Source organism: Thalassorhabdomicrobium marinisediminis, assembly GCF_003072065.1.
Lineage (GTDB): Bacteria > Pseudomonadota > Alphaproteobacteria > Rhodobacterales > Rhodobacteraceae > Octadecabacter > Octadecabacter marinisediminis.
The window spans coordinates 309,698-324,020 of sequence record NZ_QCYG01000003.1; the positions used below are offsets into that span (position 1 = coordinate 309,698).

General features: G+C 63.4%; 14 protein-coding genes. 1 reads left to right on the top strand and 13 read right to left on the bottom strand.

Annotated features, from left to right (window positions below):
• Window positions 1-8: 8 nt before the first annotated feature.
• From DC363_RS06040 to DC363_RS06070, 7 genes are all read right to left on the bottom strand, one after another.
• Window positions 9-356: an indolepyruvate ferredoxin oxidoreductase subunit alpha gene (locus DC363_RS06040; protein ID WP_108640227.1), complete on the bottom strand. Its 348-nt coding sequence runs from the start codon at window positions 354-356 to the stop codon at window positions 9-11.
• 46 nt (window positions 357-402) lie between these two features.
• Entirely contained in the window at window positions 403-1,179 is a 777-nt protein-coding gene (locus DC363_RS06045; protein WP_108640228.1) for an enoyl-CoA hydratase-related protein, read from the bottom strand.
• Window positions 1,176-2,345, bottom strand: a complete 1,170-nt coding sequence (locus DC363_RS06050) for a CaiB/BaiF CoA transferase family protein (protein WP_108640229.1) — start codon at window positions 2,343-2,345, stop codon at window positions 1,176-1,178. The genes DC363_RS06045 and DC363_RS06050 overlap by 4 nt, the downstream gene beginning before the upstream one ends.
• Before the next feature lie 10 nt (window positions 2,346-2,355).
• Window positions 2,356-3,726 carry an FAD-dependent oxidoreductase gene (locus tag DC363_RS06055; RefSeq protein WP_108640230.1) on the bottom strand — a complete coding sequence of 457 codons (1,371 nt, stop codon included), beginning with the start codon at window positions 3,724-3,726 and terminating at the stop codon, window positions 2,356-2,358.
• Window positions 3,727-3,808: 82 nt separating this feature from the next.
• A complete protein-coding gene (locus DC363_RS06060) occupies window positions 3,809-4,618 on the bottom strand; it encodes an ABC transporter permease (RefSeq protein WP_108640231.1) in 810 nt (269 codons plus the stop codon).
• Window positions 4,618-5,427 (bottom strand): ABC transporter ATP-binding protein, encoded by an 810-nt coding sequence (locus DC363_RS06065; RefSeq protein ID WP_108640232.1) that lies wholly within the window; start codon window positions 5,425-5,427, stop codon window positions 4,618-4,620. The genes DC363_RS06060 and DC363_RS06065 overlap by 1 nt, the downstream gene beginning before the upstream one ends.
• Window positions 5,428-5,430: 3 nt before the next feature.
• Window positions 5,431-6,477, bottom strand: coding sequence for an ABC transporter substrate-binding protein (locus DC363_RS06070; protein WP_108640325.1), 1,047 nt, complete (start codon window positions 6,475-6,477; stop codon window positions 5,431-5,433).
• A 150-nt stretch (window positions 6,478-6,627) separates the two neighbouring features.
• On the opposite strand from DC363_RS06070, the gene DC363_RS06075 reads away from it, so the two are divergent.
• Window positions 6,628-7,533 (top strand): LysR family transcriptional regulator, encoded by a 906-nt coding sequence (locus tag DC363_RS06075; protein ID WP_108640233.1) that lies wholly within the window; start codon window positions 6,628-6,630, stop codon window positions 7,531-7,533.
• Between the two features lie 352 nt (window positions 7,534-7,885).
• Here DC363_RS06075 and DC363_RS06080 read toward each other — a convergent pair whose 3' ends face one another.
• From DC363_RS06080 to nosZ, 6 genes are read right to left on the bottom strand one after another with little or no spacing between them, the layout of a single operon-like run.
• Window positions 7,886-8,794: an FAD:protein FMN transferase gene (locus DC363_RS06080; protein ID WP_108640234.1), complete on the bottom strand. Its 909-nt coding sequence runs from the start codon at window positions 8,792-8,794 to the stop codon at window positions 7,886-7,888.
• Between the two features lie 4 nt (window positions 8,795-8,798).
• Complete coding sequence (locus DC363_RS06085) at window positions 8,799-9,365, bottom strand: nitrous oxide reductase accessory protein NosL (protein ID WP_108640235.1); 567 nt, start codon at window positions 9,363-9,365, stop codon at window positions 8,799-8,801.
• Window positions 9,362-10,186, bottom strand: a complete 825-nt coding sequence (locus DC363_RS06090) for an ABC transporter permease (protein ID WP_108640236.1) — start codon at window positions 10,184-10,186, stop codon at window positions 9,362-9,364. Before DC363_RS06090 ends, DC363_RS06085 begins: the two co-directional genes overlap by 4 nt.
• On the bottom strand, window positions 10,183-11,079 hold the full coding sequence (locus DC363_RS06095) for an ABC transporter ATP-binding protein (protein ID WP_108640237.1): 897 nt from the start codon (window positions 11,077-11,079) through the stop codon (window positions 10,183-10,185). Before DC363_RS06095 ends, DC363_RS06090 begins: the two co-directional genes overlap by 4 nt.
• 1 nt (window position 11,080) lies before the next feature.
• The gene (locus DC363_RS06100; protein ID WP_108640238.1) at window positions 11,081-12,376 is read right to left on the bottom strand and encodes a nitrous oxide reductase family maturation protein NosD; all 1,296 of its coding nucleotides are present in this window, start codon (window positions 12,374-12,376) and stop codon (window positions 11,081-11,083) included.
• Window positions 12,377-12,380: 4 nt separating this feature from the next.
• Window positions 12,381-14,315 (bottom strand): TAT-dependent nitrous-oxide reductase, encoded by a 1,935-nt coding sequence (nosZ, locus tag DC363_RS06105; RefSeq protein ID WP_108640239.1) that lies wholly within the window; start codon window positions 14,313-14,315, stop codon window positions 12,381-12,383.
• Window positions 14,316-14,323: the final 8 nt, after the last annotated feature.

Sequence of the window (14,323 nt, forward strand, 5' to 3'; positions counted from 1 at the left end):
GTGATCCTTTACGTTTCTTGTGGGTCCGGGGTCTGATCGGGCCAGCCGGACACGACCGGATCGTCCTTGACCGGCTCCATGCCCTTGAACCAGCCGCCCGGCTCGACGATCTCACCGCGGTCGTCACGGAAGACGTCGGCGTTGATGCGGACGAAATCCGCGTTGTCGGGCGTCGCCTCATCCGCATAGCGGATCGCATCGACGGGGCAGATGCTTTCGCACATGCCGCATTCGATGCACTCGGTCGGGTGGATGTAGAACATCCGCTCACCCTCATAGATGCAGTCCACGGGGCAGGACGTGGTGCAGATCCCGTCTTTGACGTCGATACATTCGCTTTTGATAAATAAGGTCATTCTACCTCCGTCCTTGATCCGCGCCGGCCGCGCCTGCTGCCGGCGTCTATTTCCCCTGCCAGACCGGTGCGCGCTTTTCGCGGAAGGCTTGCACCCCCTCGTTGGCGTCCTCGGAGTTCAGCGCGGCCAGAAGTTCGGGTGTTTCATGGGTGTAGGCGTCGTGAATCGACATCTCGCCGGTGCTGCGCACGATGGCCTTGATCGCCTTGATGCTCAGCGGTGCCGCCGACAGGATATCCTTGACCCAGGCCTCGACCTCGGCGTCCAGCTCGTCCGCCGGGACCACCGCGTTCACAAGGCCATAGCGGGCCATGTCGTCGGCCGACATCATCCGTCCGGTCATCATCATCCCCACCGCGATGTTGCGCGGGATGAGACGCGGCAGGGTGACGATGCCGCCGTCCAGCGGCAACCGCCCGACCTTGGCTTCGGGCAGGCCGAAGCGCGCGGTGTCGGCGGCGATGAGGATATCGCACCCCATCGCCATCTCAAGCCCGCCGCCCAGCGCCAGCCCGTTGATCCGGGCAATCACTGGCACGTTGAGCGTGCGACGCAGGGCAATCCGCTTGAAGCCCGTCCCGCTCAGGTCCTTCCAATAGTCCACGCCGGACATGCCGGTGTCGTCCTTGAGATCGGCCCCCGCCGAAAAGGCCTTTTCCCCGCTGCCGGTGAGGACGACGCAGCGCACCTCGGAGTTGGCCTCGATCTCGTCCCAGATCTCTTCCAGACGGGTCTGGGTGGCGGTGTCGATCGCATTCATCCGGTCCGGTCGGTCGATGGTGATCCGCGCGACGTGGTCTTCGATGGAGAAGCGAACGGTCATTCCGCAGCCTCGTTCACCGACTTCGACGCGTTCAGCTCGGCCAGCACCTCATCGGTATGCTCCCCCAGCCGCGGGGGCACGTGGCGGATCGTCACCTTGGCATCGCTCAGATGCACCGGAGAGCTTACGAAATCCATCTTGCCAAGGAACGGATGGTCGATCTCGATCAGCATCTCGTTGATCGTGGTCTGCGGATCGGCCAGAGCCTCGCCCAATGACCGCACAGGCGCGCATAGCAGGTCCTGCTCTTCCAGACGGTCCAGCCAATACTGGGTTGTATTGGTGGCAAAGGCCTTGCGGAACGTCTCTTGCAGGAAGGGCTTGTTCTTGCGCTGGCTGGCAAGGGTTGGATACTGGGGCTCGAGGTCTTCGATATCCAGCGCCTTGCAGATGTCGCGCAGCGGGTTCGACTTGAACGCCCCCACCACGACAAGCGCCCCGTCGGAGGTGTCGAACACGCCGGTCAGCGGCATGGCGGCCCAGTTCAGCACGTCGCCGTGCTTGTTCCACTGGGCGGCTTCCTGCATCTGCATCGCGATCATCGAGTCGTAAAGCGACACGCTGACCTTTTGGCCGACGCCCGATTGATGCCGCGCCAGAAGCGCCGCCATGATCCCCTGCACCATGTGCATGCCGGCGGTATAATCGCACAGCGTGGTTGGGTAGATCGACTGCGGAATGGACGGGTCCTGCCGCTTTTCCATCACGCCGCTCATGGCCTGCGCCAGCACGTCCTGCCCGCCCTTGTGGGCATAGGGCCCCTCTTCCCCGTAACCGGTGCCCGAGGCGCAGATGATCCGGGGGTTGATCTCTTTGAGGGTGTCGTAGTCGAAGCCAAGGCGTTTCATCACGCCAGCGCGGAAGTTGTCGACCACCACGTCCGACTTGCGGACCAGATCATAGATGATCTGCTTGCCTTCGTCGGACTTGGTATCGACCGTGATCGACCGTTTGTTGCGATTGAGCGAGGCAAAGACCGCGTTGTTCATCGCCGCCTCGTCCGGCTCACCGAAGAAGTTGCGTGACAGGTCGCCCGCGCCGGGACGTTCGACCTTGATCACATCGGCACCGAAATCGGCCAGCATCTGCGTCGCGCAGGGCCCCATCATGACTTGCGTGAAATCCAGCACGCGGACCCCGTCAAGGGGAAGTACATTCTGTGTCATTCAAACCTCCTTAAGCACCAACTGTTTCTTTTTCTTCGACCAGTGCGTTGGCCGAGGGCACGTCGCCCGGATCCGCACCCTGGGCGCGCATCTGTTTCTGGATCGCGGTCACATCGACATCGCGCAGCGCGCAGTTCGCCTCGAGCGCCTTGGCCACGGCGACGCCTGCGGCTTCGCCTTGCGCCATGCAGGGCGGAATCTCGCGCGATTGCTTTTGCGCTTCGGATTCAACCGAATAGTGCCGCCCCGCGACGATCAGGTTGTCGAGCCCCTTGGGCAGCAGCGCCCGGTACGGGGTGTAGTAGTCACGGCCCCGGCACACGCTGTCGGCAAAGTGGCGGCGGCTGCGCACGTCGTCTTTGGTGACCACGTATTCGCCTTGCAGCAGGCGGGTCTGGCGGATGCCCATCTGTTCGGCAGCACCCAGCATCTTGGCGTTCTCGAAGCCCGGGATGTTCTTGCGGGCAAAGGCCAGCAGGTTCATCATCCGCTCGCGGCCTTCGTATTCGGCGGCGACCATGCCTTCGGGCGACAGGCCGTCATAGCCGGGCATGTGCGGGCAGTTGCACCAGACGATGCCGGGCAGCGGCGTTTTCAGCCACCACATGCCCCAGGCGCCCCCGATCACGCGGCGGGCCTCACGGTCGAGGCGCTTGTATTCCTCGGGGTTCTCGTATTCGAAAGCCTCTGCGCGGTCGGTGTCAACGTCTGACAGGCGGAACACCGTGGTCACGATATACTGCCCCTCGTGGAAGGACGCGCCGGCCGAAGAGGCCACGTCCAGATCGCCCGAGGCATCGATCACCATCTTGGCGCGGATCGCCTGACGCCCCAGTTTCGTCTGGCAAATCACCCCGGTCACGCGGCCATCCTCGACCAGCGCCTCCGAGAACCACGAATGGGTCCGCAGGTTGATATCGGCATCGCGCACCAGATCAAGGCTGACCCGTTTCCAGGCGTCCGGGTCGAAGGCCACCGCGTGGATGATCGGCTGCGGCATCCCGGACTTGTGGAAGTCGATGCAGCCCCAGCGGGACCACTTCTTCCACATCTCCCAGTTCTTCAGGCAGTCTTCGGGCGGCGGAAACACCGCGCCATCCTGCTTGGCCATGCGGTCGACGTATTCATCGACGATGCCGGTGGTGACGATCTCGTTGCCTTCGTTCACCATGTCGTCGAGCACCAGAACCATCCCGCCCGAGGCCATGCCGCCCAGGTGGTGGTAGCGCTCAAGCAGGGTGACCGAGCAGCCGTTGCGCGCGGCAGAGACGGCGGCGGTGACCCCTGCGGGCCCTGCCCCGACGACGACGACATCGGTATCGGCAACAACGGGCACCTGTTCCGCGCGAGAGTGGATGTGTTCCTTGATCTGATCGGTCATTGAAAGTCTCCTTTGACGTGTCCGTGACGATGGCTTCCGCGTCCGTCCGGAATGATGGAATTGGTGTGGGTGGTGGTCGCTGTTACCAGCGGATGATAAGCCGTTCGGCGATGGCCACTGCGGCGAACAGGCAGACCGAAAGCCCCGAGGACATGAAGACGGTCGCGTAAAGCAGCGGCGAGTTGAAGTTGAACGTCGAGTCGATGATCAAGGCGCCCAGTCCAAGGTCGGCCCCGACCCATTCGCCGACGATCGCGCCGATGACACAGGTGGTCGCGGCGATCCGCAACGCAGAGAACAGGAACGGCAGCGAGGACGGCAGGCGGATCTTCCAGAAGATCTCGCTTTTCGAGGCCGAAAGGATCCGCGCCAGTTCAAGCGATTGCGGGCTGACGGCCTGCAGGCCCCGCACCATGTTGACCAACGTCGGGAAGAAACAGATCAGCGCCGCGATGACGACCTTGGCCGTCAGGCCCGGCCCGAAGATGAGCACGAGAATAGGCGCAATCGCCAGGATCGGGATGGTGTTGATGAAGACCGCAATCGGGAAGAAGGCCTTCTCGACGTTCTTGCTGTGAACAAAGGCAATCGCGATGACGATGGCGAAGAAATTGCCGAACAGGAAGCCCAGAATACTCTCGTAGAAGGTGGGCCAGAAGTTCACCATGAGGATCGGGAACTTGTCCACGAAGGTATAGGCAACATCCGAAGGCGCCGGCGCGATATAGGTCGGCACGTCGAACAGACGGACGCCCAGTTGCCAGATCACGATCAGCGCGATTGCGGTGCCGATGGGCAAGGCGGCCGCATACATCTTCTTGCGGCGCTCCACGCGGCGGGCTTCAATGTCGATATCGACTTGCTCGGCGGAATTTGTGCTCGCAAGGGCCATTAGCAGGTCTCCAGAATTTTGCGCAGATAGGCGGAATATTTGGTGAATTCCTGCGTATCGCGGAGTTCGATTGTGCGGTCCTCGGGCAGGTCGATGTCGACGATTTCGCGCAGACGGCCGGGATGCGCCTGCAGCATCATCACCTTCTGCCCCAGAAAGACCGCTTCGGGGATCGAGTGGGTCACGAACAGCACCGTGACGCCGGTCTCCTTCCAGATTTTCAGCAGCTGAAGGTTGAGGTGATCGCGCGTCATCTCGTCCAGCGCGCCGAAGGGTTCGTCCATCAGGAGAAGTTTCGGCTGACACACCAGCGCGCGCGCAATCGCCACGCGCTGACGCATGCCGCCCGACAGCTCGCTGGGCAGCGCGTTCTCGCGCCCCTTCAGGCCGACCAACTCGAGCAGCTCGGTGGGGGTCTTGTCGCTGACGGGCAACTTGATCCCCCGCTTGCGCCCGATCTCGAGCGGCAATTCGACGTTCTGCAAAGCCGTGCGCCACGGCAGCAGCGCCGCGTCCTGAAAGACGAAGGCGAATTCACGGGCGATGCGGGCCTCTTCGGTCGGTTTGCCGAAAATCGAGACCTCGCCCGATGCAGCCGGGATCAGGTCCGACACCAGCCGCAACATCGTCGATTTGCCACAGCCCGAGGGGCCGAGGATGGTGTAGAAGGCTCCCTCTTCGATATCGATCGACAAGCGGTCAATCGCCGTGAACGCCCCGAACTTGACCGAAGCCTCTTTCAAGGAGGCCGCGATCGCCGGGGCGCCGGCGACCTCCTGTGTGGGGTTGATTTCAAGCACTGCGGACATGCCTTACCCTCCGAACTTCGGCCGGGTGTCAGCGGTTGCTTCCAGCACCGACATCGTCATGACATCTTCCAGCTTGGGCGGCTCATTCTCGAACTGGCCCAGCTCTTCATACATGGTGATCTGCCGCTGCCAGTTGTCGGGCGTCATCCAGCCCCAGCCGTGCTCGGCGGTGGTCTCGTTAAAGACGTAGCCCAGCACCTGATCGACCGTCGCCAACTCGTCCTCGCGATCAAGGTTGGGGTAATGCTTGAGCAGGATCTCGACCGCTTCCTGCGGGTTCTCATAGGCCCAGCCCCAACCCCTTGCGCTGGCCCGGATCATGCCGTTCACCTGCTCGGGGTATTCGTTTAGCGTCTCGTCATTGACGTAGTAGGGATAGGCATAAAGCTGCACGCCCGCGTCCCACAGGGTCAGATCAACGCGCTGATCGCCAAGGATTTTCATGGCGCTGGTGTTGGTGTTCCAGCCGGTCACCACGTCGACCTGTCCGGTCATCAGCGGGGCCATGTCGGCGCCCATCACCTGCACCGTGACATCATCTTCCGAGATGCCGTTCGCAGCCAGAAGCGCCTCAAGCAAGATGCGCGCCGTGCCGTTCGTGGCGATGGTCTTTCCGATCATGTCCTGGGGGCTGGTGACCGGGTTGCTCTTGAGCGAGAAATACGTGAACGGGTGTTTCTGATAGCCCGTGGCGATCGCTTTCACCGGCAGACCGGCCGAGCGCGCCAGCATCAGCGAGGGGCTGGAAGAGATCTGGCCCAGATTGGCCCGTCCGGAGGCCACCGAGGCGACGCCGTCGACGTTGGGACCACCGGGCATGATTGACAGGCTCAGACCTTCTTCGGCGTAAAAGCCCTTCTCCATGGCCACGACCTCACCGATCTGACCATTCCCGGCAAGCCATCCAAGCTGCATAGTGACATCGAAGGTGTCCTGCGCGCGGGCCGGTCTGATGCTGATCATCGTTCCCATCCCTGCAAGGCCGGCCACGGCGCCGGCAGACTTCAGAAGGGCGCGGCGATTGAGCTGGTTGGTAGTCCTACGTGTCATGGTGATCTCCCAGATTTTTTGCGACTTCATGGTTTCGTAAGAAAGTCCTGTTGTCAGACCACCCTAAGTCGGCGCAGGGTGATGCAGGAAGGGGCAATATTTGCCAACAGTGGTGCATTTATTGCACCGCCTTAAACGAAGGATCAGCCGATGCACTCCAACTTCTTGAAATATTTCGATGAAGTCGCGCGACAGGGATCGATTCGAAAGGCGGCGTCGATCCTGAATGTGTCGTCCACAACGGTGAACCGGAAGATTCTCGACGTGGAATCCCAGCTTGGCACCCCGCTTTTCGACCGCACGCCCGAGGGGGTTGCCCTGACCAGCGTGGGCACCATCCTGCTCGAACATTGCCGCAAGACGCTGTACGATTTCGAGCGTGCGAAGATCATGATGGACGACCTGCGCGACATGCGCACGGGCCATCTGCAACTGTCCACCATCGACTCCGTGGCCTACGGCATCCTGCCCGACGCGCTGCGGCAATTCAGCAGGAAATTCCCCGACATCTCGTTTTCTGTGACGACGGCGCAACCGGACGTGATCATGCAGTCGGTCGCCGCCGGAGAGATCGACGTCGCCATCTCGTTCTTGATGGATCTGCATCCGGATGTGCGGGTCGTGAACGAAAAGTCGGCGCCCTTCGGGATCATCATCCGGCCCGATCATCCGCTGGCCGGACGCCCGAACGTGCGGCTGGTCGATGTCGCGGGGAACCGTTTCGTGCGCACGACGGACGCGCGCGGCGGGAATTCATACCTTGACCACCGGGTGGCAAACGTCGCCAACAAGCTGAAAACCCACGTCTATTCCAACAATCTTTTCGTTGCGAAAGAAATGATTCTGGCGGGCCACGGCGTGGGCATCTACACGAAGATCGGGTTTCTTGACGAAATCCGCGCGGGCAAGCTCTGCTTTGTGCCTTTGCTGGAAGACGGGCTGAGCGATATCCGCGTGGCCACCCTCGTCTCGGCCTCCTCGGGTCTGGGTCCGGTAAAACACCACATCTGCAAGGTCATAGGGGACCTGCTGACCGACCTGCGGCTGGATTCCTGAGGGACATCAATCTCGACGATCAAGCCCACGGGGTTTGTAGCATGCTCTCCGATCCCGGATGCTCACTGGATCAAGTTGCCAGCCGATGCCTGGCGCTTGCGGGCTCCCTTGGTTCCTGCGGACATTCACTTCGCGGGGCCGCCGGCGTCACGATCCAGGCGTGTCATGTGACGAACCGGGCAAGGTCGTTGCCGACCCGGGCGCCGCCGAGGCGGATATCGGATCGAGTCTGGCAATATGTAAACGGACGTTTGCGCCTGTGCAGCGGGCGGATGTGGTGATCGACGGGCGTGCCGAAGCCGGGACGCGGGCCAGGCTGTTGATTGAACCCGGAAACGGTGAACGGGTGGGATCAGGCGGGCACCGTAGCCTCGACCCGCGCACCGGTGAACTGCGCGACAAGCGCGTCGATGTCGCGGCGGGTGTCAAGCAGGCAGGCGGCGGTGGACAGGCTGTCGGCCAAGGCGGCGGTGGGGGCTGAAATCGACACTTCCGACCAGTTGAGCGTCGTTGGACGCCCGGTTTCGGGGTGCAGGATATGCCCCACCGTTGCGTCCTCATCGAAGGTGGTTCCCAAGGGGGCCGAGGTGGCAAGGGCGCGGTCGGCAAGGGGCACCGTGCCTCCCGCCGCCAATTGCACCGGCCAGGGATGGCCGTCCGGATGTCCCCGGACCGCGCGGAACTCTCCGGTGTCGATCAGGATGTCTTTCAGCCCCGCGGCGCTGAGCATGTCGGCGATCCGGTCTGCGATGTACCCTTGGGCGATGCCGTTGAGCGTCAGCGCCATGCCCGGCTCAAGCCGGATGGACATCGCATCGAAGGTCACGCGCGACAGGCCCACTCTCACCGCGCGCTCCGCGATGGCACGGGCCTGCGGCACCCGTCCGGCGGCAGAGGCTTCGGCATAAATCGCCCAAAGCGGCTGCACCGTCGGATCAAAACGCCCGCCGCTGGCCGCGTGCACCGACCGCGCCAGGGACAGGCATTCAAGAAGCTCGAACGGCGGAGTGTCCAGACGCCCATCACGGTTCAGCCGCGACAGGTCACTTTGCGCGCGGTACAGGCTGAAAATATCCTCAAGCCGGTCGATCTCGTCCGCCACCCGCTGGCTGATCGCGGCGGCGTCCGGGTGGGCCAGACGCAACGTTGCGCGTGCGCCAAGGGCGATGCCTTGCCAGGTGTGGATGGGCTGCGCAAGCGCCCGGTGGGGCAGCATGGCAGCCGCCGCGCTGATGGTCAGAAATCGGCGTCGTGTGGTCATGATCTTAATCTCCTGTTGCGTCCGACAGCGCCCGCAGGCGCTGTTCAAACTCGGACTCGTCCTCGTCCGGGCCGGTGGCGACCGGAGCCAGAACGGCGGCATCCGGTATCTCGTCCAGCCGCATCACCGTGCCGCCTGCGCGCGCGGCAAAGCGCGCGGCTTCCTCCGGGCCCGAGAACGGCACCGTCTCCGGGGCCCCCATGCCGCCCGTTGTCTCGCCACCGACGACAAAATATGCGGCGCGCGCGTCGATCCAGTTCTCCGTGCCCGGATCGCTCCACCGGGCCCCGTCCGCGCCCATGTCGTTCACCCACACCGCCAAGATCTCATGGCTTTGTTCCGGCAACCTTTGATAGGCAATGGCATCGCGCACCTGGCTGAAGAACAATGGCATTTGCGGCAGCCCCGCCAGATGCACCTGCCCTTTCGGCCCCTCGTGCTCGAACAGGTTCATCTGGCAAAAATGGCCGACCGCCGCTTCGGTCAGCGGCAGGGGCGCGGTGTCCTGCGCCACCTCTTCCCGGCAAGAGACGGTCAGCAGCAGCATCATCAGGGCAAGCAGGCGGGTCATGGCTCGGCCCGCCTGAAGGCCAGCGTGGCCAGTCCCAGCGCGGCAAGCGGCCAGAGGCACAGGGACAACAGCGTCTGCCAAAGCGGCAATGCGCCCGCCGCAGCACCCACGCCCGATGCCGCCGCCGTGGCCTGCGAGGCGGTCAGGTTGAAAATGCGGAAGGCGTCCGCCGGATTGGCCAGAAGCGCGGTCGGGAAGACCTGCGTCGTGAAGATCCCGCCGTCATCCGCGACCACCGCCGCCAACAGAGCCAGATCATAGAGCACAACCAGACCCAGCCAGACGCCGATGGCCAGCCCCGCGGCGCCCGACGCGCGGCGTGCCAGCGCGGAGAGCGCGTAGCCGATGCCCAGAAACGTGGCCCCCAGCAGGACCGACGTCCACGTCAGCCGCCAAAGCGCGCCAAACCCCGCCACCGCCGCCGGGTCCGTCGCCACCGCGATAAGCGCCGCTGCTCCGTAGCCCGCCACAAGGGCGATGATCAGGATCGTGCTGTGCGCCAGAAGCTTGCCCAGCAAGACCTCGCCCCGGCCCACGGGATAGGTCAGAAGCAACGGCAGGGTCCCGCGCTCGACCTCTCCGGCGACCGCATCGAAGGACATCAGCAAGGCCACCAGCGGCACCAGATAGACCGACAGCGAGGTGAGCGAGGCCACCGTCACCGAGAGCCGGTCCGCCCCCAGCCCGCCCACGGGTGCCGATCCCACCGCCGAAAGGACAAGCGAGAAGACCACCATCAGAACCACGGCGATCAGCACCCAGCGGTTGCGCCGGGCGATGTGAATTTCGGTGACGGCCGTGGCGTAAATCCGTTCGATCATTGGCCAGACCTCCGACTGAAATGGGCGTAGATTTCCTCGAGACTCGGCGGGATCACGTCGATGTCCGCGACCTTGTCGCGCAGGGCTGCAACCTGTGCCAACGTATCCAGCTTGTCATCCTGAGTGCAGGTCAGCCGCACGGTGTTGCCCAGCTTGATCGCGTCAGGGAAGGCCCTGAGCAGATCCACGTCATAGCCGTTGATCGCCGACACCTGTATCGCCACCGGCAGCGCGGCCTTGCGGCGCAGGGCGTTCAGCGTGCCTTCCGCGACCATCTGCCCGCCCGAAAGGATCAACAGACGATCCGTACGCGCCTCCACCTCGGTGAGCGCGTGGCTCGACAACAGGATTGCCGCGCCCTCGGCGGCGAGACCGTCCAGAAGCTCATAGAAGTCGCGCCGCGAGACCGGATCAAGGCCGCTTGTGGGCTCATCCAGAACCAGCAAGCTGGGGTGCCCGATCAGCGCCTGCGCAAGGCCCACGCGCTGACGCATCCCCTTGGAATAGGTGCCGATGCGCCGCCGCGCCGCATGGGCCAGACCGACCCGCTCAAGCAGCGCCATCGCGCCTTTGGGGCTCTCGCCGCGCAGTCGCATGTAGAAGGCGATCTGCTCCAGCCCGGTCAGCGCGGAATGAAACGTCGCGTTTTCCGGCAGGTAGGCCACCTTCGCGCGCGCTGCAGGCCCGCCCGGAGCGCTGCCGCACACGTCGATGCGGCCCGCGTCCGCCGGGATCAGCCCCAGAATGATTTTCATCAGGGTGGATTTGCCCGCCCCGTTGTGCCCCAACAGGGCCACCCGCTCTCCGCGCGAAACGCTGAGCGACACGTCCGAAAGGGCTTTCACCCCATCGAACGTCTTGGTGAGGTTTGCAATGTCCAAGGTCGGCGTCATGTCACTCGCTTTCGTTCCAGCGCCCGGCCACTTCGGCCTCGAGCGTGGCATATTCGTCGGGCACCGCGATGGCCGGCACCTCCATCAGCGGGGCGCTGTCCACCACGCCACCCGGAAGGGTCGCCGGAAAGCTCGATTGCGCCCAGCGGATCAGCTGCACCGCCGGTGCGCCGGTCAGAAGTCCCGCCGCCGGTTGCGACCACAGAATATGGTCCATCAGATCGTTGGGCCGAAAGGAACTGTCGGCGATCCCGTCGCCGTCCAGATCAAAACCGGGATGGTCGGACCAGTAATTGCCCCGTCCCTCGAAGCTCCATTCGATGTCGGTCGTGCCGACGTATTTCACTTGCGTCCGATTGCCGACAAATGCGTTTCCGGTCAGCACGTTGCGCTCTGACCCGGCGGTGAAGTGGATGCCGATGTCGCAGCCTTCAAACCGGTTGTCATAAATCAGGTTCTTGTTGGCGTTGTAGATGAAGGTGCATTTCTCCGCCCCGCCGCGCACCAGATTGCCCGAGACATCGGCGCTGTTGGCGAAGTTCAGCATCACCCCGTGGTCACGGTCCGACAGGCTCAGGTTGTCGCGCACCACGGCCCGGTCCGAGAACATGATCGCGAAGCCCAGATGGTTGCCGATCGACACGTTGCCCGAAACTTCGGTGTCGTTGGTATACATGTAATGGACCGCAAAACGCAGGTCGCGGAACAGGTTGTTGCGATAGGTCCCCGCGCGGGTGGCGTTGGAAAAGATGCCGTCGCGGCCCCAGCGCACGGAATTGCCCTCGATCACCGCACCGGGGGAGTTCCAGACGTAGATTCCGTTGCCCCGGTCGTTCAGGCGCGGCTGGCGGGTGCCTTCGATGGTGTTGTTGCGCACGAGCGCGTCGTGTCCGCCGTGGACGTCGATGCCGTGCAGGTTGCCCAGAACGCGGTTGTCTTCAACCACCGCGCGGTCGGCGGCGCGCAGGATTTTCACGCCGGCGTCCGTGTCCTGACTGCTGCGGCCCGAGCCGGTCACCGTCACGCCGCGCAGCGTCACATCCGGGGCGTCGATGGTGACCACCGTCCCCTCACCCTGCCCGTCGATGATGGCCTCGGGCGGCCCGGCAAGCGTGAGCGGCCGGTCGATCACCACCGCCCCGAGGTAGCCCCCCGCGCGCAGGTGAAGCGCATCGCCGGGGGCAGCCCCGGCGATGGCAGCGGCCAGCGTGCCCTGTCCGGGATCGACATGGATTTCGGCCGCCCAAAGGGGCGCTCCGATCACCACGGCAAACACGATCCACAGGGCACGCCGCATGGCCTCAGGCCTCCTTCGGCTCGACGAACATCCGGCCGCGCATCTCCATGTGGAGCGCATGGCAGAACCACTGGCAATAATACCAGTAAACGCCCGGCTGGGCCGCCACGAAGGTCACCGAGGCGGTGGCCTGTGGGCCGACTTCCATGGCGACACCGTGGTTGCCCATGGTGAACCCGTGGGTCAGGTCGTCGATGTCGTCAAGGTTGGTCACGATGACCGTCACCTCGTCCCCCTCTTTCACCGTGAAGGACTCAAGCGAGAAGGCCGGCGCGATGCTGGTCATGTAGACGCGCACCTTGTTGCCGTCGCGGATCACATCCTCTTGCCAGTCGTCCAGATCGATGCCGTCCGCTTCAGCTTGGGCGCGCACATCGGCCCACATCGGATCGTCACGGTTCCAGACAGAAACCGGGTTCACCTTGCTGGGATCGACAAGGATCGAGTCGTGCGGCTCGGCGAAGGTCGGCCCGTCATGGATCAACGTCATGCTGTCGCCGTCGATCGAGAAGAGCTGTTCGTTCTCGGGCTTCAGTGGCCCGACGTTGAGGAACCGGTCCTTGGAGAACTTGTTCATCGTCAGGTAATACTTGCCCGAGGCTTCCAGCGTCTCGCCCATGACGGTCGAGTTGTGACCGGGCTGATAGTGGACGTCCTGCTTGGTGATGATCGGATCGACATCCTCACCGTTGTAGAGCTGCTTGGCCTTTTCGATGTCCCACATGACCACCTGGCTGTCGAGGAACAGCGTCGTGAAGGCGCGGCCCTGCCCGTCGAAACAGGTGTGAAGCGGCCCGAGGCCCAACTGCGGCTCGGCCACCACTGCGCTGCGCGGATCGGCGTCTTCGTCGAAGAGGGCGTCCAGCTTGCGCACGTCGATCACCGAGACCGTGGGCGACAGTTTGCCCGCGATGCACAGGTGGATCTTGTCGGGCGCCATGTTGCAGCCGTGCGGGTTGTTGGGAATCGGGATATAGCGGGTGTATTTCTTGTTCTGCCCCTTGCGCCCGTCGATCACCTTGACACCGTTCAGCTCGATATAGTCACCGGCTTCGATGCCCTTCTCGATCTCCTTGATGTTGAACACGACCACGTGGTCCATATCGGCCTCGGTCATGTCGTTCAGGTTCATCCCCATTTCCGAGTTATACGAGGTCGAGAAGGCATATTTGCCATCGTAGTCGCAATCGGTGTTGTCGAGGTTGCCGGTCACCATGACCTGCCATGCGACGGTCATTTCGTCTGCGTTCACGGCGGTGTAGAAGTTGACGTATTTCTCTGGCTCATCCAGGATTTTGCCATCGTTGACCATGGGCACTTCGTCTTCGCCGTTACAGAAGACATAGTCGGTGCGGGGCCATTTCTGCGGACGCAGCCCGTGAATCGCCTTGGCGTTGGGGATCTCGATGATCTTGTCGCATTTCATCACGTCACAGCGGACGCGCGCCACGCGGGTGTTGGCCTTGTCGTTCATGAACAGGAAGCGCCCGTCATAGGTGCCTTCGGTGAACGACATATGCGGGTGGTGCAAATCGCCGTTGGGCGGGAACTCATGCCCGTTGGCGGCCAGATATTCCTTGGTCTTGGGCAGCAGGCCTTCGGTCAGGATCTTCTTGGATTCGTTGGTGATGCCCCAGCCGGTGGCGGAATCGATGTTGAACACCGGAATGCGCATCAGCTCACGCATGGAGGGAACCCCCAGAATGCGGACCTCACCACACTGGCCCGAGGACCAGAACCCGTAATATTCATCAAGCTGGCCGGGTGCCACTTCGGCACCGGCTGCGGCGCGCGCGCTGGTGGCTGCGGCCACGGCAGCGGTGCCCACGGCCCCGCCGAGCATCGCCCGCGACCCGAACGCGCCCGCCAAAGCCGCGCCCCCGGCCGTGGCGCCCAGCAGGCCCCGGCGTGAAATCGGTAGTTTCTTGTCGTCTGACATGACGTGTC

Excerpts from the sequence above, each read along its gene's own strand:
- DC363_RS06090 (WP_108640236.1), bottom strand. The coding sequence starts at position 10,186 with ATGATCGAACGGATTTACGCCACGGCCGTCACCGAAATTCACATCGCC.
- DC363_RS06055 (WP_108640230.1), bottom strand. The coding sequence starts at position 3,726 with ATGACCGATCAGATCAAGGAACACATCCACTCTCGCGCGGAACAGGTG.
- nosZ (WP_108640239.1), bottom strand. The coding sequence starts at position 14,315 with ATGTCAGACGACAAGAAACTACCGATTTCACGCCGGGGCCTGCTGGGC.
- DC363_RS06040 (WP_108640227.1), bottom strand. The coding sequence starts at position 356 with ATGACCTTATTTATCAAAAGCGAATGTATCGACGTCAAAGACGGGATC.
- DC363_RS06060 (WP_108640231.1), bottom strand. The coding sequence starts at position 4,618 with ATGGCCCTTGCGAGCACAAATTCCGCCGAGCAAGTCGATATCGACATT.
- DC363_RS06050 (WP_108640229.1), bottom strand. The coding sequence starts at position 2,345 with ATGACACAGAATGTACTTCCCCTTGACGGGGTCCGCGTGCTGGATTTC.
- DC363_RS06070 (WP_108640325.1), bottom strand. The coding sequence starts at position 6,477 with ATGACACGTAGGACTACCAACCAGCTCAATCGCCGCGCCCTTCTGAAG.
- DC363_RS06095 (WP_108640237.1), bottom strand. The coding sequence starts at position 11,079 with ATGACGCCGACCTTGGACATTGCAAACCTCACCAAGACGTTCGATGGG.
- DC363_RS06065 (WP_108640232.1), bottom strand. The coding sequence starts at position 5,427 with ATGTCCGCAGTGCTTGAAATCAACCCCACACAGGAGGTCGCCGGCGCC.
- DC363_RS06075 (WP_108640233.1), top strand. The coding sequence starts at position 6,628 with ATGCACTCCAACTTCTTGAAATATTTCGATGAAGTCGCGCGACAGGGA.
- DC363_RS06080 (WP_108640234.1), bottom strand. The coding sequence starts at position 8,794 with ATGACCACACGACGCCGATTTCTGACCATCAGCGCGGCGGCTGCCATG.
- DC363_RS06100 (WP_108640238.1), bottom strand. The coding sequence starts at position 12,376 with ATGCGGCGTGCCCTGTGGATCGTGTTTGCCGTGGTGATCGGAGCGCCC.
- DC363_RS06085 (WP_108640235.1), bottom strand. The coding sequence starts at position 9,365 with ATGACCCGCCTGCTTGCCCTGATGATGCTGCTGCTGACCGTCTCTTGC.
- DC363_RS06045 (WP_108640228.1), bottom strand. The coding sequence starts at position 1,179 with ATGACCGTTCGCTTCTCCATCGAAGACCACGTCGCGCGGATCACCATC.